The organism is Streptomyces venezuelae (genome assembly GCF_008642375.1).
Lineage (GTDB): Bacteria > Actinomycetota > Actinomycetes > Streptomycetales > Streptomycetaceae > Streptomyces > Streptomyces venezuelae_G.
The window spans coordinates 3,492,081-3,510,368 of the sequence record NZ_CP029194.1 but is presented as its reverse complement, the minus strand read 5'-3'; the positions used below and the strand labels follow the sequence as shown (position 1 = coordinate 3,510,368).

The 18,288-nt window shown below is 71.4% G+C and carries 18 protein-coding genes; 13 read left to right on the top strand and 5 right to left on the bottom strand.

Features of this window, described 5'->3' with window-relative positions; translation table 11 throughout:
- The first annotated feature begins 41 nt into the window (after positions 1-41).
- From rpsM to truA, 5 genes are all read left to right on the top strand, one after another.
- Positions 42-422 carry a 30S ribosomal protein S13 gene (gene rpsM, locus DEJ46_RS15560; RefSeq protein ID WP_015035595.1) on the top strand — a complete coding sequence of 127 codons (381 nt, stop codon included), beginning with the start codon at positions 42-44 and terminating at the stop codon, positions 420-422.
- Between the two features lie 66 nt (positions 423-488).
- Complete coding sequence (rpsK, locus tag DEJ46_RS15555) at positions 489-893, top strand: 30S ribosomal protein S11 (RefSeq protein WP_003956432.1); 405 nt, start codon at positions 489-491, stop codon at positions 891-893.
- Positions 894-1,023: 130 nt separating this feature from the next.
- Positions 1,024-2,046 carry a DNA-directed RNA polymerase subunit alpha gene (locus DEJ46_RS15550; protein ID WP_003966937.1) on the top strand — a complete coding sequence of 341 codons (1,023 nt, stop codon included), beginning with the start codon at positions 1,024-1,026 and terminating at the stop codon, positions 2,044-2,046.
- 191 nt (positions 2,047-2,237) lie between these two features.
- Positions 2,238-2,702 carry a 50S ribosomal protein L17 gene (gene rplQ / locus DEJ46_RS15545; protein ID WP_024755424.1) on the top strand — a complete coding sequence of 155 codons (465 nt, stop codon included), beginning with the start codon at positions 2,238-2,240 and terminating at the stop codon, positions 2,700-2,702.
- Positions 2,703-2,788: 86 nt separating this feature from the next.
- Positions 2,789-3,646 carry a tRNA pseudouridine(38-40) synthase TruA gene (gene truA, locus DEJ46_RS15540; RefSeq protein WP_150267008.1) on the top strand — a complete coding sequence of 286 codons (858 nt, stop codon included), beginning with the start codon at positions 2,789-2,791 and terminating at the stop codon, positions 3,644-3,646.
- Here the strand turns inward: truA and DEJ46_RS15535 are convergent.
- On the bottom strand, positions 3,617-4,624 hold the full coding sequence (locus tag DEJ46_RS15535) for a hypothetical protein (protein ID WP_150267006.1): 1,008 nt from the start codon (positions 4,622-4,624) through the stop codon (positions 3,617-3,619). The genes truA and DEJ46_RS15535 overlap by 30 nt on opposite strands.
- Positions 4,625-4,680: 56 nt before the next feature.
- Here DEJ46_RS15535 and DEJ46_RS15530 point away from each other — a divergent pair, with 56 nt between their 5' ends.
- From DEJ46_RS15530 to glmM, 4 genes are all read left to right on the top strand, one after another.
- Positions 4,681-6,303, top strand: a complete 1,623-nt coding sequence (locus DEJ46_RS15530) for an ABC-F family ATP-binding cassette domain-containing protein (RefSeq protein ID WP_190622670.1) — start codon at positions 4,681-4,683, stop codon at positions 6,301-6,303.
- A 246-nt stretch (positions 6,304-6,549) separates the two neighbouring features.
- On the top strand, positions 6,550-6,993 hold the full coding sequence (gene rplM, locus DEJ46_RS15525; protein WP_055641831.1) for a 50S ribosomal protein L13: 444 nt from the start codon (positions 6,550-6,552) through the stop codon (positions 6,991-6,993).
- Positions 6,994-7,037: 44 nt separating this feature from the next.
- A complete protein-coding gene (rpsI, locus tag DEJ46_RS15520; RefSeq protein WP_015035601.1) occupies positions 7,038-7,550 on the top strand; it encodes a 30S ribosomal protein S9 in 513 nt (170 codons plus the stop codon).
- A gap of 132 nt (positions 7,551-7,682) precedes the next feature.
- Positions 7,683-9,041 carry a phosphoglucosamine mutase gene (glmM, locus tag DEJ46_RS15515; RefSeq protein WP_150267002.1) on the top strand — a complete coding sequence of 453 codons (1,359 nt, stop codon included), beginning with the start codon at positions 7,683-7,685 and terminating at the stop codon, positions 9,039-9,041.
- 104 nt (positions 9,042-9,145) lie between these two features.
- On the opposite strand, the gene DEJ46_RS15510 is transcribed toward glmM, so the two are convergent.
- Together DEJ46_RS15510 and coaA are read right to left on the bottom strand one after the other, a co-directional pair.
- Positions 9,146-10,096, bottom strand: a complete 951-nt coding sequence (locus DEJ46_RS15510) for a DUF389 domain-containing protein (protein ID WP_150267000.1) — start codon at positions 10,094-10,096, stop codon at positions 9,146-9,148.
- Between the two features lie 17 nt (positions 10,097-10,113).
- On the bottom strand, positions 10,114-11,163 hold the full coding sequence (coaA, locus tag DEJ46_RS15505) for a type I pantothenate kinase (protein ID WP_150266998.1): 1,050 nt from the start codon (positions 11,161-11,163) through the stop codon (positions 10,114-10,116).
- A gap of 143 nt (positions 11,164-11,306) precedes the next feature.
- On the opposite strand from coaA, the gene DEJ46_RS15500 reads away from it, so the two are divergent.
- The 3 genes from DEJ46_RS15500 to DEJ46_RS15490 all read left to right on the top strand — a co-directional run bounded on the left by DEJ46_RS15500 (position 11,307) and on the right by DEJ46_RS15490 (position 14,435).
- Positions 11,307-12,068, top strand: a complete 762-nt coding sequence (locus tag DEJ46_RS15500) for a hypothetical protein (RefSeq protein WP_150266996.1) — start codon at positions 11,307-11,309, stop codon at positions 12,066-12,068.
- A gap of 143 nt (positions 12,069-12,211) precedes the next feature.
- The gene (glmS, locus tag DEJ46_RS15495; protein WP_150266994.1) at positions 12,212-14,059 is read left to right on the top strand and encodes a glutamine--fructose-6-phosphate transaminase (isomerizing); all 1,848 of its coding nucleotides are present in this window, start codon (positions 12,212-12,214) and stop codon (positions 14,057-14,059) included.
- Positions 14,060-14,066: 7 nt separating this feature from the next.
- Entirely contained in the window at positions 14,067-14,435 is a 369-nt protein-coding gene (locus tag DEJ46_RS15490; protein ID WP_150266992.1) for a holo-ACP synthase, read from the top strand.
- Positions 14,436-14,578: 143 nt separating this feature from the next.
- Here the strand turns inward: DEJ46_RS15490 and DEJ46_RS39140 are convergent, their stop codons facing one another.
- Positions 14,579-16,063: a hypothetical protein gene (locus DEJ46_RS39140; RefSeq protein WP_190622668.1), complete on the bottom strand. Its 1,485-nt coding sequence runs from the start codon at positions 16,061-16,063 to the stop codon at positions 14,579-14,581.
- Positions 16,060-16,617, bottom strand: coding sequence for a hypothetical protein (locus DEJ46_RS15480; RefSeq protein WP_150266990.1), 558 nt, complete (start codon positions 16,615-16,617; stop codon positions 16,060-16,062). Before DEJ46_RS15480 ends, DEJ46_RS39140 begins: the two co-directional genes overlap by 4 nt.
- Before the next feature lie 119 nt (positions 16,618-16,736).
- On the opposite strand from DEJ46_RS15480, the gene DEJ46_RS15475 reads away from it, so the two are divergent.
- Complete coding sequence (locus tag DEJ46_RS15475; protein WP_150266989.1) at positions 16,737-18,206, top strand: NAD(P)H-hydrate dehydratase; 1,470 nt, start codon at positions 16,737-16,739, stop codon at positions 18,204-18,206.
- Positions 18,207-18,288 lie beyond the last annotated feature (82 nt).

Below are 18,288 nucleotides of genomic sequence, written 5' to 3'. Positions count from 1 at the left end.
GCGGTTCTGCAGCAGACCCCCGAGAACACAGGAGCCATTGAATGGCACGCGTTTCCGGTGTTGACATCCCGCGCGAAAAGCGTGTGGTGGTCGCACTCACCTACGTCTTCGGCATCGGGCGCACCCGGTCCGAGGAGATTCTCGCCGCGACCGGCGTGAACCCGTCCACCCGTGTCCGTGACCTTGCCGAGGAAGACCTCGTCAAGATCCGTGAGTACGTGGACGCCAACCTCCAGACCGAGGGTGACCTCCGCCGCGAGATCGCCGCCGACATCCGCCGCAAGGTCGAGATCGGCTGCTACCAGGGCCTGCGCCACCGTCGTGGCCTGCCCGTTCGCGGTCAGCGCACCAGCACGAACGCTCGTACCCGCAAGGGCCCGCGTCGCGCCATCGCCGGCAAGAAGAAGCCGGGCAAGAAGTAGTCCTCAGCGGACGCTTGACCAAGCGGTCTTCGCTGTAGGACCGACCACCTCCCGTAGGAGTTATAGATGCCCCCCAAGGGTCGTCAGGGCGCTGCCAAGAAGGTGCGCCGCAAGGAAAAGAAGAACGTCGCTCACGGCCACGCGCACATCAAGAGCACGTTCAACAACACGATCGTCTCGATCACGGACCCCTCGGGCAACGTGATCTCCTGGGCCTCCGCCGGCCACGTCGGCTTCAAGGGCTCGCGCAAGTCGACCCCGTTCGCCGCGCAGATGGCCGCCGAGTCGGCCGCCCGCCGCGCGCAGGAGCACGGCATGCGCAAGGTTGACGTCTTCGTCAAGGGTCCGGGCTCCGGCCGCGAGACCGCGATCCGCTCCCTCCAGGCCACGGGCCTCGAGGTCGGTTCGATCCAGGACGTCACCCCCACGCCGCACAACGGCTGCCGTCCCCCCAAGCGCCGCCGCGTCTGACGCACGGCTGCTTGACCTGAGGACTTCGGGCGGTACGGCTCTTCGGACCGTGCCGCCCGTACCCTTGCAGTACAGAAGTGATCCGTCGGGCGTCAAATAGTGGGCGTCCACGACTGAAGGACAAAGAGACATGCTGATCGCTCAGCGTCCGTCGCTGACCGAAGAGGTCGTCGACGAGTTCCGCTCCCGGTTCGTGATCGAGCCGCTGGAGCCGGGCTTCGGCTACACCCTCGGCAACTCCCTCCGCCGTACCCTCCTCTCCTCGATCCCGGGTGCCGCTGTCACCAGCATCCGCATCGACGGTGTCCTGCACGAGTTCACCACCGTGCCGGGCGTCAAGGAGGACGTCACCGACCTCATCCTGAACATCAAGCAGCTGGTCGTCTCCTCGGAGCACGACGAGCCGGTCGTGATGTACCTGCGCAAGCAGGGCCCGGGTCTGGTCACCGCCGCCGACATCGCGCCCCCGGCCGGTGTCGAGGTGCACAACCCCGACCTCGTCCTCGCCACGCTCAACGGCAAGGGCAAGCTGGAGATGGAGCTGACCGTCGAGCGCGGTCGCGGCTACGTCTCCGCCGTGCAGAACAAGCAGGTGGGCCAGGAGATCGGTCGTATCCCGGTCGACTCCATCTACTCGCCGGTGCTCAAGGTCACGTACAAGGTCGAGGCGACCCGTGTCGAGCAGCGCACCGACTTCGACAAGCTGATCGTCGACGTCGAGACCAAGCAGGCCATGCGCCCGCGTGACGCCATGGCGTCCGCCGGCAAGACCCTGGTCGAGCTGTTCGGTCTGGCGCGCGAGCTCAACATCGACGCCGAGGGCATCGACATGGGCCCGTCCCCGACGGACGCCGCCCTTGCCGCCGACCTGGCGCTGCCGATCGAGGAGCTCGAGCTCACCGTTCGTTCGTACAACTGCCTCAAGCGCGAGGGCATCCACTCCGTGGGTGAGCTCGTGGCGCGCTCCGAGGCCGACCTGCTCGACATCCGCAACTTCGGTGCGAAGTCGATCGACGAGGTCAAGGCGAAGCTGGCCGGTATGGGCCTCGCGCTGAAGGACTCGCCGCCCGGATTCGACCCGACCGCCGCCGCGGACGCCTTCGGCGCCGACGACGACGCGGACGCCGGGTTCGTCGAGACCGAGCAGTACTAAGAGCTCGGGCCTCACGGTCCAGATTTTGCTGTGTGGACCGGCTTCGGCCGGTCGCGCCCACGCGGCGTCAGCCGCAGATCGACACCTCCCCGCGCCCCCTAGGGGGCGCGGGGTCTCCGACGGGTGACCGCCCGCTCGGATACTGACCTCGGTACCTGATACGGCCGGGGCAGACACCAAGGAGAAACACCATGCCGCGTCCCGCGAAGGGTGCCCGCCTCGGCGGTTCCGCCGCTCACGAGCGTCTGCTGCTCGCCAACCTGGCGAAGTCCCTCTTCGAGCACGGCCGCATCACGACGACCGAGGCCAAGGCCCGTCGCCTGCGTCCCGTCGCCGAGCGCCTGATCAGCAAGGCGAAGAAGGGCGACATCCACAACCGTCGCCTGGTGCTGCAGACGATCACCGACAAGGGCATCGTCCACACCCTCTTCACCGAGATCGCCCCGCGTTACTCGGAGCGTCCGGGTGGTTACACCCGTATCACCAAGATCGGCAACCGTCGTGGCGACAACGCCCCGATGGCCGTGATCGAGCTGGTCGAGGGCGAGATCGCCAAGAAGGCGACCGTCGCCGAGGCCGAGGCCGCCACCGTGCGCGCCGTCAAGGAGGCCGACGCGGCCGCCGAGGCTCCGGCCGAGGAGTCGAAGGACGCGTAAGCGTTCCGACGAGTTTCTCGTGTGGCGGGCCCGTACCCCTCTGGGGGTGCGGGCCCGCTCCCGTTGGTGTTTGAGAGGATTTCCGCGTGAGCGATGACGTGCAGGACGGGTTCGTACGGGTACGCCTTGACCTTTCGTACGAGGGCAGGGACTTCTCCGGCTGGGCCAAGCAGCCCCAGGGCCGGCGCACCGTGCAGGGGGAGATCGAGGCCGCGCTGCGGACCGTGACGCGGTCCACGGAGACGTACGAGCTGACCGTCGCCGGCCGGACCGACTCCGGGGTCCACGCGCGCGGGCAGGTCGCCCACGTCGACCTGCCCGTCGAGCTGTGGGCGGAGCACCGGGACAAGCTGGTCAGGCGGCTCGCAGGGCGGCTCTCCCACGACGTGCGGGTGTGGAAGGTGGAAGAGGCCCCCAGCGGCTTCAACGCGCGGTTCTCGGCGATCTGGCGCCGCTACGCCTACCGCGTCACCGACAACCCCGGGGGCGTCGACCCGCTCCTGCGCGGGCACGTCCTGTGGCACGACTGGGCCCTCGACATGGACGCCATGAACGAGGCGGCGACCGCGCTCATCGGCGAGCACGACTTCGCCGCGTACTGCAAGAAGCGCGAGGGCGCCACGACGATCCGTACGCTCCAGGTGCTGCGGTGGGAGCGGCGGGAGGACGGGATCCTGGAGGCGACCGTCAAGGCGGACGCCTTCTGCCACAACATGGTCCGCTCGCTCGTCGGCGCGATGCTCTTCGTCGGCGACGGGCACCGGCCGGTCGACTGGCCCGGCAAGGTCCTCGCCGCCGGTGTGCGGGACTCGGCCGTGCATGTCGTACGGCCGCACGGCCTCACCCTCGAAGAGGTCGGCTACCCGGAGGACGCGCTGCTCGCCGCCCGCAGCAAGGAGGCGCGCAACAAGCGGTCACTCCCCGGGAGCGTTGGCTGCTGCTGAGGCCTGCGTCCGGCCGCGGGCGTAGATCTGGTTGAAGGCGAAGGTCCCGAGGTCGTCGCTGGCCTGGAAGATCGGCTTGTCGGCCTTGGTGACCTTCTTGCCGTCGGCGAAGCCGGCCTGGGTGAAGTAGGCGTAGCGGCCGATCGCGTTCGAGCGGCGCAGGCAGACCGTCGCGTGGCAGAACTCACGCACGCCGGCGCCCGCGAGCGGCGCGATGCCGCCGGTGGCCTGGGCCTTCGCCTTGAGGGCCGCGGCCTCGGAGGGGAAGACGGCCACGCCGACGGTGATCGCCACACCGTCCTTCACGTAGGTGGCGCGCAGGACCTTCTGGCAGCCGTTCTTCTTCAGGACGGCGCCGAGGCCGCCCTGCGTGACGGACGCGCAGTCGGCCGTCGCGGAGGTCGCGCCCTTCTTGTAGGGACGGCCGTTCATGCTCATCTTCTTGCCCGGGAAGAGGCCCTCCGCGGAGATCGGGGCCTTGTCCTTCTTCGGGTCCGAGATGTAGTCCTTCGGGTTCGGCGGGGGCGGGGGCGCCACCGACGAGAAGGTCGGATCGGGCGTGGGGGAGCCGGTGGGGGAGGCCGTGAGGGTGGGGACCCCGCCGTTCTTCGCCTCGTCGCCGGTCTTGTTCGTGCTGACGATCGCGGTGGCGACGATCGCGCCCACGGCGAGCGTGGCCAGCGTCCCGCCGCCGATCAGCAGCCAGCGCTTGCGGCGGTTGCGGCTCGCGGAGGCGTCGGCGAGGGCGCCCCAGTCAGGGGTGCCGCCGCCCTGCGCCCCGGGGAAGGGGTTCGACTGCGCCTGCTGCTGTCCGGGGCCCGGCTGACCGCCGTAGGGCTGCCCGCCCCCGTACGGCTGCTGCTGCCCGTACTCGGGCTGCCCGCCGTAGCCGGGCTGCTGCCCGTACCCCGGCTGCTGCCCCTGCCCCTGCCCCTGCTGCTGCGGCTCCTGTGGCCACTGCGGTCCCCCAAAGCTCATGCCGCGCATCCTAATCCGCTTGGGCGAAGGGGATGTGTGCGGCGACAATGCACCCCATGGGACATGTCGAGGCCGCACATCTTGAGTACTACCTTCCGGACGGGCGGGTCCTGCTCGGGGACGTCTCGTTCCGGGTCGGGGAGGGCGCGGTCGTCGCCCTCGTCGGAGCCAACGGCGCGGGCAAGACGACGCTGCTCCGGCTGATCTCCGGGGACCTCCAGCCGCATGGCGGCTCGGTCACCGTCAGCGGCGGCCTGGGTGTCATGCCGCAGTTCATCGGCTCCGTTCGGGACGCGTCCACCATCCGTGACCTGCTGGTCTCGGTGGCGCAGCCACGGATCCGGGACGCCGCGAAGGCGGTCGACGAGGCCGAGCACCTGATCATGACGGTCGACGACGAGGCCGCGCAGATGAAGTACGCGCAGGCCCTCAGCGACTGGGCCGAGGTGCAGGGGTACGAGGCCGAGACCCTCTGGGACATCTGCACCATGGCGGCGCTCGGCGTTCCGTACGACAAGGCGCAGTTCCGCGAGGTGCGGACGCTCTCCGGCGGTGAGCAGAAGCGGCTGGTCCTGGAGTACCTGCTGCGCGGCCCCGACGAGGTGCTGCTCCTGGACGAGCCGGACAACTACCTCGACGTGCCGGGCAAGCGGTGGCTGGAGGAGCGGCTGCGGGAGACCCGTAAGACCGTGCTCTTCATCTCCCACGACCGGGAGCTGCTCTCCCGGGCCGCCCAGAAGATCGTCGCGGTCGAGCCCGGCCCGGCCGGCTCGGACGTGTGGGTGCACGGCGGCGGCTTCGACACCTTCCACGAGGCGCGGCGCGAGCGGTTCGCCCGCTTCGAGGAGCTGAAGCGGCGCTGGGAGGAGAAGCACGCCCAGCTGAAGAAGCTGGTCCTCAACCTGCGGCAGGCGGCCGCGATCAGCCACGAGCTGGCCTCGCGGTACGCGGCGGCGCAGACCCGGCTGCGGAAGTTCGAGGAGGCGGGGCCGCCGCCGGAGCCGCCGCGCGAGCAGGACATCCGGATGCGGCTGCGCGGCGGCCGGACCGGGGTGCGGGCCGTGACCGTCGAGAATCTCGAGCTGACCGGGCTGATGAAGCCGTTCTCGCTGGAGATCTTCTACGGGGAGCGGGTCGCGGTCCTCGGGTCGAACGGGTCAGGGAAGTCGCACTTCCTGCGGCTGCTCGCGGGGGACCCGACGGTCGCCCACACGGGCGACTGGAAGGTGGGCGCGCGGGTCGTGCCCGGGCACTTCGCGCAGACCCACGCGCACCCGGAGCTGGCCGGGCGGCCGCTCGTCGACATCCTGTGGACCGAGCACGCCAAGGACCGGGGCGCGGCGATGTCGATGCTGCGGCGGTACGAGCTGGAGCGGCAGGGCGACCAGCCCTTCGACAAGCTGTCGGGCGGGCAGCAGGCCCGCTTCCAGATCCTGCTCCTGGAGCTGGCCGGTACGACGGCGCTGCTCCTCGACGAGCCGACGGACAACCTGGACCTGGAGTCGGCGGAGGCGCTGCAGGACGGCCTTGAGGCGTACGACGGGACGGTGCTGGCCGTGACGCACGACCGGTGGTTCGCGAAGAGCTTCGACCGGTTCCTGGTGTTCGGCTCGGACGGGGTCGTACGGGAGACCAGCGAGCCCGTGTGGGACGAGCGGCGGGTCGAGCGGGCGCGGTGACCTGAGCGGTCGGCGTGGGGGAGGGGTCTCGCGGCGTTTTGACCCGTCGGGGGTGGCGCGGGTAGTGTTGCGGTTTGTTATGCGTATTGGCTTCGTCGTTCTCACGCGAAGGGCCCTTACGCAGGTTCCCTGGAGCAGTTACCAGTGGCTCGCATACGGGCGATGTTCCCGGCAGTGCAGGCCCCAGCTGCATGATCGCTTCAGGTGTGTCTGGACTCCATCCACTGAAGAAGCGAAGGCTACGAAGTGCGTACGTACAGCCCCAAGCCCGGCGATGTCACTCGCCAGTGGCACATCATCGACGCGCAGGACATCGTCCTGGGCCGTCTGGCGACCACGGCTGCGAACCTCCTGCGAGGCAAGCACAAGCCGGTTTACGCGCCCCACATGGACATGGGCGACTTCGTCATCATCATCAACGCTGACAAGGTCCACCTGTCCGGCAACAAGAAGACCCAGAAGCTGGCTTACCGCCACTCCGGCTTCCCGGGTGGTCTGCGCTCCGTCCGTTACGACGAGCTGCTGGACAAGAACCCCGAGAAGGCCGTCGAGAAGGCCATCAAGGGCATGATCCCCAAGAACACCCTGGGCCGTCAGATGCTCTCGAAGCTGAAGGTCTACGCGGGCGAGAACCACCCGCACGCTGCGCAGCAGCCGGTCCCGTTCGAGATCACCCAGGTCGCGCAGTAGTTCCGGCCACACCCCCTAAGAACGAAAGAAATCTGAGGAGCATCGTGGCCGAGACCACCCCCGAGACCCCCGTCGACGAGTTCGAGGGCGTTGAGGAGTACACCACCGAGACCGAGCTCGTCGAGGGTGAGTACACCTCCGAGTCGCTCGCGTCCCGCTTCGGCGACCCGCAGCCGGCCGCCGGCCTGGGCCGTCGCAAGAACGCCATTGCCCGCGTCCGGATCGTTCCGGGCACCGGCAAGTGGAAGATCAACGGTCGCACCCTTGAGGACTACTTCCCCAACAAGGTGCACCAGCAGGAAGTCAACGAGCCCTTCAAGGTGCTCGAGCTCGACAACCGCTACGACGTCATCGCCCGCATCGCGGGTGGCGGTGTCTCCGGCCAGGCCGGCGCCCTGCGCCTCGGTGTGGCCCGTGCGCTGAACGAGGCGGACGTCGAGAACAACCGCCCGGCGCTGAAGAAGGCCGGCTTCCTCTCCCGCGACGACCGTGCGGTCGAGCGCAAGAAGGCCGGTCTCAAGAAGGCCCGTAAGGCCCCGCAGTACAGCAAGCGTTAATCACGCCTGCTCGGACTGTTTTCGTACGCCCCGGCGGCACTGCCCGTGCCGTCGGGGCGTACGTTTTTTCCTCACCTTCTTCATCTTCTTCATCTTTCGTCAGCTTGGGCACGTATTTCTCGGAGGACAGCTGTGGGACGACTCTTCGGCACGGACGGCGTACGCGGCGTCGCCAACGCGGATCTGACGGCGGAGCTCGCGCTCGGCCTCTCGGTGGCGGCGGCGCACGTGCTGGCCGAAGCGGGCACCTTCGAGGGCCATCGGCCGACCGCCGTGGTCGGACGGGACCCGCGCGCGTCGGGAGAGTTCCTGGAAGCGGCCGTCGTCGCGGGCCTCGCCAGCGCCGGTGTCGACGTCCTGCGCGTCGGCGTCCTGCCGACCCCCGCCGTGGCCCACCTGACCGGCGTCCTCGGCGCCGACCTCGGCGTGATGCTCTCCGCCAGCCACAACGCGATGCCCGACAACGGCATCAAGTTCTTCGCCCGCGGCGGCCACAAGCTCGCCGACGAGCTCGAGGACAAGATCGAGACCGTCTACGAGGAGCACCGCACCGGCGCTCCCTGGGCGCGCCCGACCGGTGCCGGTGTCGGTCGGGTCCGCGACTACGACGAGGGCTTCGAGACGTACGTCTCCCACCTCCTCGCCGTCCTGCCCAACCGTCTCGACGGTCTCAAGGTCGTCCTCGACGAGGCCCACGGCGCCGCCGCCCACGTCTCGCCCGAGGCCTTCGCCCGGGCCGGTGCCCAGGTCGTCACCATCGGCGCCGAGCCGGACGGCCTCAACATCAACGACGGCTGCGGCTCGACCCACCTGGGGCTGCTCCGCGCCGCCGTCGTCGAGCACGGCGCCGACCTCGGCATCGCGCACGACGGCGACGCCGACCGCTGCCTCGCCGTGGACGCCGCGGGCAACGAGGTCGACGGCGACCAGATCCTCGCCGTCCTCTCCCTCGCCATGCGCGAGGCCGGGACGCTGCGCGGCGACACCGTCGTCGCGACCGTCATGTCCAACCTGGGCTTCAAGCTCGCCATGGAGCGCGAGGGCCTGAACCTCGTCCAGACCGCGGTCGGCGACCGCTACGTCCTGGAGTCCATGAAGGAGAACGGCTACGCGCTCGGCGGCGAGCAGTCCGGGCACGTCATCGTGCTCGACCACGCCACCACCGGCGACGGCACCCTCACCGGCCTGATGCTCGCCGCCCGGGTCGCCGCCACCGGCAAGTCCCTCGCGGAGCTCGCCGGTGTGATGGAGCGCCTGCCGCAGATCCTCATCAACGTCCCGGACGTCGACAAGTCCCGGGTGAAGACCTCCGGCGACCTCGCCGCCGCGGTGACCGCCGCCGAGACCGAGCTCGGCGCCACCGGCCGTGTCCTGCTGCGCCCCTCCGGCACCGAGCCGCTGGTCCGCGTCATGGTCGAGGCCGCGGACATCGAGCAGGCCCGCGCCGTCGCGCAGCGCCTCGCGGACGTCGTGAAGTCCGCGCTGGGCTAGGCTTTCTGAAGCACCGTCATGCAGATCGACGAGGGCCCGCCGCACCGATTCCGGTGCGGCGGGCCCTCGCGTGCGTGGGGCTCCCCGGGCCTCCGCCGCTGTGGTCAGCCCCGGCGCAGCCGGCGCTTGAGGCGTCCGCGCTGGGTCCGCCACAGCCGCTGCTGCAGGGCCAGGGTCGCCGTACCCGCCAGCATGATCCCCAGCAGGTTGAGCAGCAGCTGCCCGGTGGACCCCCACATCTGCCCGAACTCGCCGTAGCTCAGCGCGACCGCCGCGTTCGCGGCCGCCGGGACCGTCGTCACCGAGATCGCCACCCCCACCAGGGCGCCCGACTTGGACGAGGTCAGGGAGAGGGTGCCGGCCGCGCCCGCAAGCAGCGCCACCACGAACGAGAACGGGTCCGGCTGCCAGATGAAGCTGGTCTGCGGACGCGCTCCGTCCAGCATGGAATCGGTGAACAGGCCCAGCCAGTCCATGACCAGGCTGAACAGGGTCGTCGCCAGCATCGCCGACACGAAGCCGATGAGCAGCGCCGTCAGCGAGCGGGCCGCCAGCTTCGGCGCCCGCTGCACGATCGCCGTGCACACCCCGGCGAGCGGGCCGAACTCCGGGCCGACCGCCATGGCGCCCACGATCAGGATCGCGTTGTCGAGGACGACACCGCAGGCCGCGATCATCGTCGCGAGCCCCATGAAGGAGAGATAGGTGAAGGAGAGCGTCGACTCCTCGTGGGTCGCCTCCGCAAGCTGCTCCCAGATCACGGCGTCCGCGCCCTCGCCCGGAGCCTCCTCCTCGGCCGTGTCCGCCCGCGTGGACATCGACAGGTCGATGTTCTCCACCGCGATCGACCCGTCCTGATCGATCCTCATGTCGCGCAGCGCGTGCAGCAGTTCGTCGGCGGACTCACGGGCCGTGTCGCACATGACCAGGTCGCCGACGGGGTCCCTGGCCGCGCCCGGCAGCACCACCAGATGCGTGGTGCCGACCGTCGACTCGATCAGTTCGACCGCGGCCGTCGTGCGGTCCGGCGGGACGATCATCCGCAGATGCAGCATCCCCCGAGCTTAAGGACTCAGAGCTTGCGGAGGCTGAGCCTCTGCACCTTGTGGTCCGAGCCCTTGCGGACGACGAGCGTCGCGCGGCCCCGGGTCGGGGCCACGTTCTCCAGCAGGTTCACCTTGTTGATGGTCCGCCACATGGTGCGGGCGTAGTCGAGGGCCTCCTCCTCGGAGACCTGGGTGTAGCGCTGGAAGTACGAGTCGGGGTTCTGGAACGCGGTGTCGCGCAGCTTGCGGAAGCGGTTGAGGTACCAGCGCTCGATGTCCTCGGGGCGCGCGTCCACGTACACCGAGAAGTCGAAGTAGTCGGCGAGGCCGACGCGGGTGCGGCCGTCCTTGCCGGGCAGGGCCGGCTGGAGGACGTTCAGCCCCTCCACGATGAGGATGTCGGGGCGGCGGACGACGAGCCGCTCGCCGGGCACGCGGTCGTAGATCAGGTGCGAGTAGACCGGGGCCGTGACCTCCTCCTTGCCCGCCTTGATGTCCGCGACGAAACGGGTGAGCGCCCGGCGGTCGTACGACTCGGGGAAGCCCTTGCGGGCCATGAGGCCGCGCGCCTTCAGCTCCTCCATCGGGTAGAGGAAGGCGTCCGTGGTCACCAGCTCCACGCGCGGGTGCTCCGGCCAGCGGGCGAGGAGGGCCTGGAGGAGCCGGGAGACCGTCGACTTGCCGACGGCGACGGAACCGGCGACCCCTATGACGAAGGGCGTGCCGCGCTGTTCCGCGCTCTCGCCGAGGAAGGTGTTGAGGGCGCCGCGGAGGCCGCTGGTGGCCTGCACGTAGAGGTTGAGCAGCCGGGAGAGAGGGAGGTAGACGTCCCGTACCTCGTCGAGGTCGATCACGTCCCCGAGGCCGCGGAGCCGTTCGACCTCGTCGGCGGTGAGGGGCAGGGGTGTCTTGTCGCGGAGGTCGCTCCACTCCGCGCGGGTGAAGTCGACGTACGGGGTGGCCTCGGACGGGCGGCGGGTGCTGGTGCCGTTCCGGGGGGTCCCGTGCCCGGGGACCTGCCCCGGGCCGTCTCCGGGGCCGTCTCCGTTGGCGCTTCGTGGCGGCGAAGTGATCACCCAGCCATTGTCGTGGGTCCCGGGGCTCCGTGGGCCGTGGGGTCGGTCACGCGACAAAAGCCTTTGTCCGGCCGTCCGGGGAGGGTGATCATGCTCATGCCGCCCACATAGAGCATGCGAAGAGAAGCAGAGAGACACCACACATGCGTACGTACAAGAGAAGCGTCGCCGTCGCCGTCACCGCCGTTTCCCTCGCGCTGCTCGTCACCGCCTGCGGTGGTGAGGAGAAGGGCGGTGACCAGGGCAAGGGCGCCGACAAGGGCGCTCCCAGCGCCTCCGCCACGAGTGCGGCGGCCGAGGCGCTGTCCGCCGCCGAGCTGGAGAAGCTGATCGTCGAGCAGGCCGACCTGCCGGGCCACCAGGTGCAGAAGGCCAAGGCCGGGGAGATCCCGTCGGCCGCCGCGGTCTCCACCGACAAGCCGTCCTGCAAGCCGCTCGCCGACGTCATGTCGTACGTCGCCCCCGGAAAGCCGGGCGCCACCGCGACCCGCAAGGCCATCGAGGTGCCGAAGAGCGACGGCGCGACGGCCTCGCCGGAGGACGCGCTGGGCGCGCTGGCGGCGCCCGTGACGGGCGTGACCCTCGGCTCGTACGACGGGCAGGGCGCCCAGGAGGCCTTCGCCTCCCTGAAGAAGGCCGGCACCGACTGCGCGGGCGGCTTCACGCTGATCGGCGGCGGCGAGCGGACGAAGATCTCCGCGGTCGCGCCGGAGACGGCGACCGCGGGCGAGGAGGCGCTCGCCTGGACGGTCACCACCGACCTGGACGGCCGGCCGTTCGTCACGAAGGCGGTCGTCTTCCGGCAGGGCAACACCCTGGCCTCGTTCTCCACGCTCAGCTTCGGCGGCACGGTCAAGGCCCTGCCGAAGGACATCGTGGACGCGCAGGCCGCCAAGCTCGGCTGATCACGGGTCCCTGCCGTGGGTCCTGACTCGTGGGTCCCCGGGGGTTCGGGCCCGTGGGTCCGGGGTTCGGCGGCTGCCGACGCGCAGCTGCCGAACCCGGCCGACTCCTCCCTTCCGGGCACCTTCCGTCCTAGGCTTCCGACATGTGCGGAATCGTGGGATACGCCGGCGGGCAGTCGGCACTTGATGTGGTGGTCGCGGGCCTGAAGCGGCTCGAATACCGGGGCTACGACTCGGCCGGTGTCGCGGTGCTCTCCGACGGGGGACTCGCCGCGGCCAAGAAGGCGGGCAAGCTCGTCAACCTGGAGAAGGAGCTCGTGGACCGGCCGCTGGCCGGCGGCTCCGTGGGCATCGGGCACACCCGCTGGGCCACCCACGGCGGGCCGACCGACGTCAACGCGCACCCGCATCTCGACAACGCCGGGCGCGTCGCCGTCGTCCACAACGGCATCATCGAGAACTTCGCCGCCCTCAGGGAGGAGCTGGCCGAACGCGGCCACGACCTGGCCTCCGAGACCGACACCGAGGTCGTCGCCCACCTCCTCGCCGAGGAGTTCTCCTCCGCCGGGGACCTCGCGGAGGCCATGCGGCTCGTCTGCCGCCGGCTCGACGGGGCCTTCACCCTGGTCGCCGTCCACGCCGACCAGCCCGACGTGGTCGTCGGCGCCCGGCGGAACTCCCCGCTCGTCGTCGGCGTCGGCGAGGGCGAGAACTTCCTCGCCTCCGACGTGTCCGCCTTCATCGCCCACACCCGCTCGGCGATCGAACTCGGCCAGGACCAGGTCGTCGAGCTCACCCGGGAGGGTGTCACCGTCACCGACTTCGACGGGGCACCCGCCGACGTACGGGCCTACCACGTCGACTGGGACGCCTCCGCCGCCGAGAAGGGCGGCTACGACTACTTCATGCTCAAGGAGATCGCCGAGCAGCCCAAGGCCGTCGCCGACACCCTCCTCGGGCGGATCGACGGCTCCGGCCGGCTCACCCTCGACGAGGTGCGCATCCCCGATGCCGTGCTCCGCGAGGCCGACAAGGTCGTCATCATCGCCTGCGGCACCGCCTTCCACGCCGGGCTCATCGCCAAGTACGCCATCGAGCACTGGACCCGCATCCCCTGCGAGGTCGAGCTCGCCAGCGAGTTCCGCTACCGGGACCCGATCCTCGGCCAGAAGACCCTGGTGATCGCGATCTCGCAGTCCGGCGAGACCATGGACACGCTGATGGCCCTGCGGCACGCCAGGGAACAGGGCGCCAAGGTGCTCGCCGTGTGCAACACGAACGGGTCGACGATCCCGCGCGAGTCCGACGCCGTCCTTTACACCCACGCCGGGCCCGAGGTCGCCGTCGCGTCGACCAAGGCCTTCCTGACGCAGCTCGTCGCCTGCTATCTGCTGGCGCTGTATCTCGGCCAGGTGCGGGGCACCAAGTGGGGCGACGAGATCCACGCCGTGGTGCGCGAGCTCGCGCGGATCGGCGACGAGGTCGAGCGGGTCCTGGAGACGATGGAGCCCGTCCGGGCCCTCGCCCGCTCCCTCGCCCACAAGGACACCGTCCTCTTCCTCGGCCGGCACGTCGGCTACCCGGTGGCCCTGGAGGGCGCGCTGAAGCTCAAGGAGCTCGCGTACATGCACGCCGAGGGCTTCGCCGCCGGAGAGCTCAAGCACGGGCCGATCGCGCTCATCGAGGAGGACCTGCCGGTCGTCGTCGTGGTGCCCTCGCCCAAGGGCCGCTCCGTCCTCCACGACAAGATCGTCTCCAACATCCAGGAGATCCGGGCGCGCGGTGCGCGGACCATCGTGATCGCCGAGGAGGGCGACGAGGCGGTCGTCCCGTACGCCGACCACCTCATCAGGATCCCGGCGACGCCTACGCTGCTCCAGCCGCTGGTCTCCACGGTGCCGCTCCAGGTCTTCGCCTGCGAGCTCGCCACCGCGCGGGGCAACGAGGTCGACCAGCCGCGCAACCTGGCCAAGTCGGTGACCGTGGAGTGAGTGGGAAATGATCATTGGGGTGGGGATCGACGTGGCGGAGATCGACCGCTTCGCCGCGTCGATCGAGCGCACACCGGGGATGCTCAAGCGCCTCTTCGTCGAGCGGGAGCTGCTGCTCCCGAGCGGCGACCGGCGCGGGGTGGCCTCGCTCGCGGTGCGGTTCGCCGCGAAGGAAGCGCTGGCGAAGGCGCTCGGCGCGCCGGGCGGCCTGCTCTGGACGGACGCCGAGGTGTACGTCGAGGGGACCGGGCAGCCGCGGCTGCGGGTGCGCGGGACGGTGGCGGCGCGGGCGGCGGAGCTGGGCGTGCGGCACTGGCACGTCTCGCTGAGCCATGACGCGGGGGTGGCCTCGGCGGTGGTGATCGCGGAGGGGTGAGGTGTGAGCCGTGCGGTCGGGGTGAGTGACCGGACGGCGGTGAGGGTGTGTTCGACCGGGGCCCGGCCGCTTGTGCGGTCGGGCCCCGGTCGTCTCGCGCGCGACTGCCAGGGCCGTCGTCGGGTTGCGTGTGCCGCGCGCGTCTACGGGGTGTTGTTCGTTGCTTCTGTTGCTGCCGCTTTCCGGCGGCGGGACAGGACGAGTGCCGCGGCGCCCAGGGCCGCGAGGCTCACCGCCGCGAGAGTGGCGGGGAGGGCGCTGCTGCCAGTGGCGGCCAGGCCGCCGGGGCCTGCTGGGGTGGCGATGGCGGTGGCGGTGCCGGTGTCGGAGACGGCGTGGGTCCCGGTGTCGGCGCCTCCGGGCGCGGTCGCGGTCGTGTCGTCGGGCGGTGGCGGGGAGGCCGGTGGTGCGGTCGGCGGTCGGGCCGAGGTGCTGGGCTCCGCGTCCGTCGGGGTCGGGGTCGGTGTTGGGGGCGGAGGCGAGGTCGTCGTGGCTGTGGCTGTTGGTGTTGCTGTGGTCGTCGGTGTCGGGCTTGTCGTCGTGTTCGTCGGCGTCGGCGTCGGGGGCGTCGGTTCCTGTGTCGGCGTAGGTGTGGGCTCCGGGGTCGGTTCCGGGGGTGCCTTCCGTACCGTCTGGGTGACCGCTCCGCCCGCCACCGTGTAGAGCGTGTGCTCCTGCGGGTCCAGGGCGAGTGCGGCGGGCCGTTCGCCCGTCGTGATCGTCTCCGTCACCTCGCCCTTCGCCGGGTCGACGACCGCCACGGACGAGGCGCCGGTCCGTGCCGCGTAGAGGGTCGAGGTCCCCGGGTCGTACGCGAGGGCCTTCGGGTTGCCGTCGACGGCGAGGGTGCCGGTGACCTTCTGCTCCCTCAGGTCGACGACGGAGATCGTGCCGGCGGCGAGGTTGGCCACGTACCCCGTGCGGCCCACCGGGTCGACCGTGACGCCCATGCTGCCGAGGGCGGTGGAGCCCAGGCTGACCGTGCCCGTGAGGCGGCCGGTGGTGCCGTCGACGGTGTCGAGGATGTTGCGGTAGACCACGGAGCCGTTCTCGACGGCGCCGCCGAGGTAGGTCGCGTATCCCGTGTGGTGGGTGGTGTCGACGGCGAGGCCGGCCGGGTGGAAGGGGAGGACGGCGGGTTCTCCGACGGGCGTGCCGGTGGCCGTGTCGTACACCGTCACCGACTTGGCGGCCTGGTCGCCGACGTACAGCCGTCCCTGCCCCGGGTCGGCGGCGAGGTGGCTGACGCTGCCGTCGATCGCGATGCGGTGGTCGGTGAGGGTGCCGTTCGCGGTGTCGTAGGCGGCGATCCGGGTGGAGAGGCCGAGGTAGAGCGTGCCGGAGGCGCCGAGGGCCATCACGGTGGCCGGGGCAGGGAGCCTCACGGGCTCGCCGAGGGGCTCGCCGGTGGCCGTGGAGTAGGCCGTGAGGCGGTGGGCCGTGCCGTCGCTGCTGCTCACGTAGAGGCGGTCGGCGGCCGGGTCGACCTCGGCGTCGAGGGCGCTGCCGGAGGGCGGGGTGAGGGTGCGGAGGTTCTCGTGGAGGGGCGGTGGCGGTGACGGTGGCGGCGTCGCCGCCGTGCTCGTGACGGCGAGCACGGCGACGGCCGTCAGGAGGGGTGTTCTCACTGGAAGGTCACCGGCACGTACACGTCGTACTTCCGGTCGGAGCTGTCGAAGTGGTCCGCGCGGGTGACGATCGCGCAGGTCACGCCCGACTGGCCGCAGGTGACGGTGTCGGAGATCTTCGCCTTGACGTGGATCTGGACGGAGAAGGAGCCGAGGCCGCCGGACTCCGTGAAGGGGGAGGAGTTGGACGGGGACATCCAGTACCAGTCGCTGTTCACCCAGTGGGAGGCGCCGGTCGTGCCGGCCTCGTCCTGGCCGCCGAGGCAGGGGGTGGGCTTGCTGTTCCAGGTGGTCGGGTCGGCGGTGTTCACCCCCGCCGGTATCGCGCAGAGGCTCACGTAGACGCCCTGGTCGGGGTTGTAGCCGGAGCCGGTGACGGTGACGTTGGCGCCCGTGGCGGGGGCGGTGTTCGGGGCGGTGAGGGAGAGGGCGTGGGTGCGGGTGCCGTCCGTGACGGTGCGGCTCGCGGTGGCGGCAGTGGCGGCGGAGGCGAGGCCGACGGTGAGGGCGGCGGCGGAGGCGAGGGTGAGGGCGGTACGGGCGAGGGCGCGCATGGCGGAGCTGCCTTTCCAGGCGATGGCTAGTTAGGTAAGGCGAACCTAAGTTGGATGATGAGGGAGCGTCAACCCTCGCCCCCGGGCGGCGGCTTGAGGACTGCGGCAGACTGCTGACCATGCGTACCGCTCATCGTGTGGAGACCGTCCGGGCCGCCGAGGCCGCACTCAAGGCCCGCCTCCCGGAAGGCGCCCTCATGCAGCGCGCCGCCGCCGGACTCGCCGCCGCCTGCGCGGGGTTGCTGCCGCGGGTGTACGGGGCGAGGGTCGTGCTGCTCGTCGGCAGCGGCGACAACGGAGGCGACGCGCTGTACGCCGGGGCCCGGCTCGCCCGGCGGGGGGCCGGGGTCGCGGCCGTACTGCTCGGGGGCCGGGCTCACGAGGGCGGTCTCGCGGCCTTCCGGGCGGCGGGCGGGCGGACCCCCGACGACCCCTTCGAGGCACTCGCCGCCGCCGACCTCGTCCTCGACGGCATCACCGGCATCGGCGGTCAGGGCGGGCTCCGGCCGGACGCCGTCCCGGTCGCCCGGGCCGCGCGCGGCTCGAACGCCGTCGTCGTCGCCGTCGACCTGCCGAGCGGCGTCGACGCCGACACGGGCGAGGTGACCGGGGAGGCGCTGCGGGCCGACGTGACGGTGACCTTCGGGACGTACAAGCCGGCGCTGCTCGTCGACCCGGCGCGGGAGTACGCGGGGGCGCTGCGGTTCGTCGGCATCGGTATCGACCCCTACCTCCCCGGGGTGCCGGAGCTGGAGGCCCTCCAGCACGAGGACGTCGCGCGGCTGCTGCCCGTGCCGGGGGCCGAGAGCGACAAGTACCGGCGCGGGGTCCTCGGCGTCGTCGCCGGCTCCGCCCGCTACCCGGGCGCGGCGGTCCTCGCGGTGTCCGGGGCGCTGCGGGGCGGGGCGGGGGCCGTGCGGTACGTCGGGCCCGCCGGGGACGCGGTGCTCGCGCGGCACCCGGAGACCCTCGTGCACTCCGGGCGGCCCGAGAAGGCCGGGCGGGTCCAGGCCTGGGTCGTCGGGCCCGGGCTCGGCGAGGGGCCCGGGCCCGTCGTCGCGGTCGCCGAGGTCCTCGCCTCCGACGTGCCGGTCCTCGTCGACGCCGACGGCCTGCGAGGCCTCGACCCGGCGGTCGTACGGGCCCGCCGTCCCGCCTCGACCCTGCTCACCCCGCACGCGGGGGAGGCGGCGGCGCTGCTGGGCGTCGCGCGGGAGGAGGTGGAGGCGGGGCGGCTCGCGGCGGTACGGGAGCTGGCGGGGCGCTTCGGGGCGACGGTGCTGCTCAAGGGGTCGACGACGCTGGTGTGCGGGCCGGAGGGCGGGCCCGTACGGGTCAACCCGACCGGTACGCCGTGGCTCGCGACGGCAGGGAGCGGGGACGTCCTCTCGGGTCTGGCGGGCTCCCTCCTCGCGGCGGGGCTCCCGGTGGTGGACGCGGCCTCGGCCGCCGCGTACCTGCACGGCCTTGCGGCGCGGCGGGCGGCGGCGGGGCGGGGCGCTGCGGTGGGGGCGGGCCCGGTGACGGCGGGCGAGGTGGCGGTGTCCCTGCGGGGGGCTTGGCGGGACGTGGTGGCGCCGGCGTCGTAGCCGGGGCGGTTCCTTTCCCTCACCCCGTCCCTTCCCGAAACCCTGCCGGGGAGCCGGGGAGCCGGGGAGCCGGGGAGCCGGG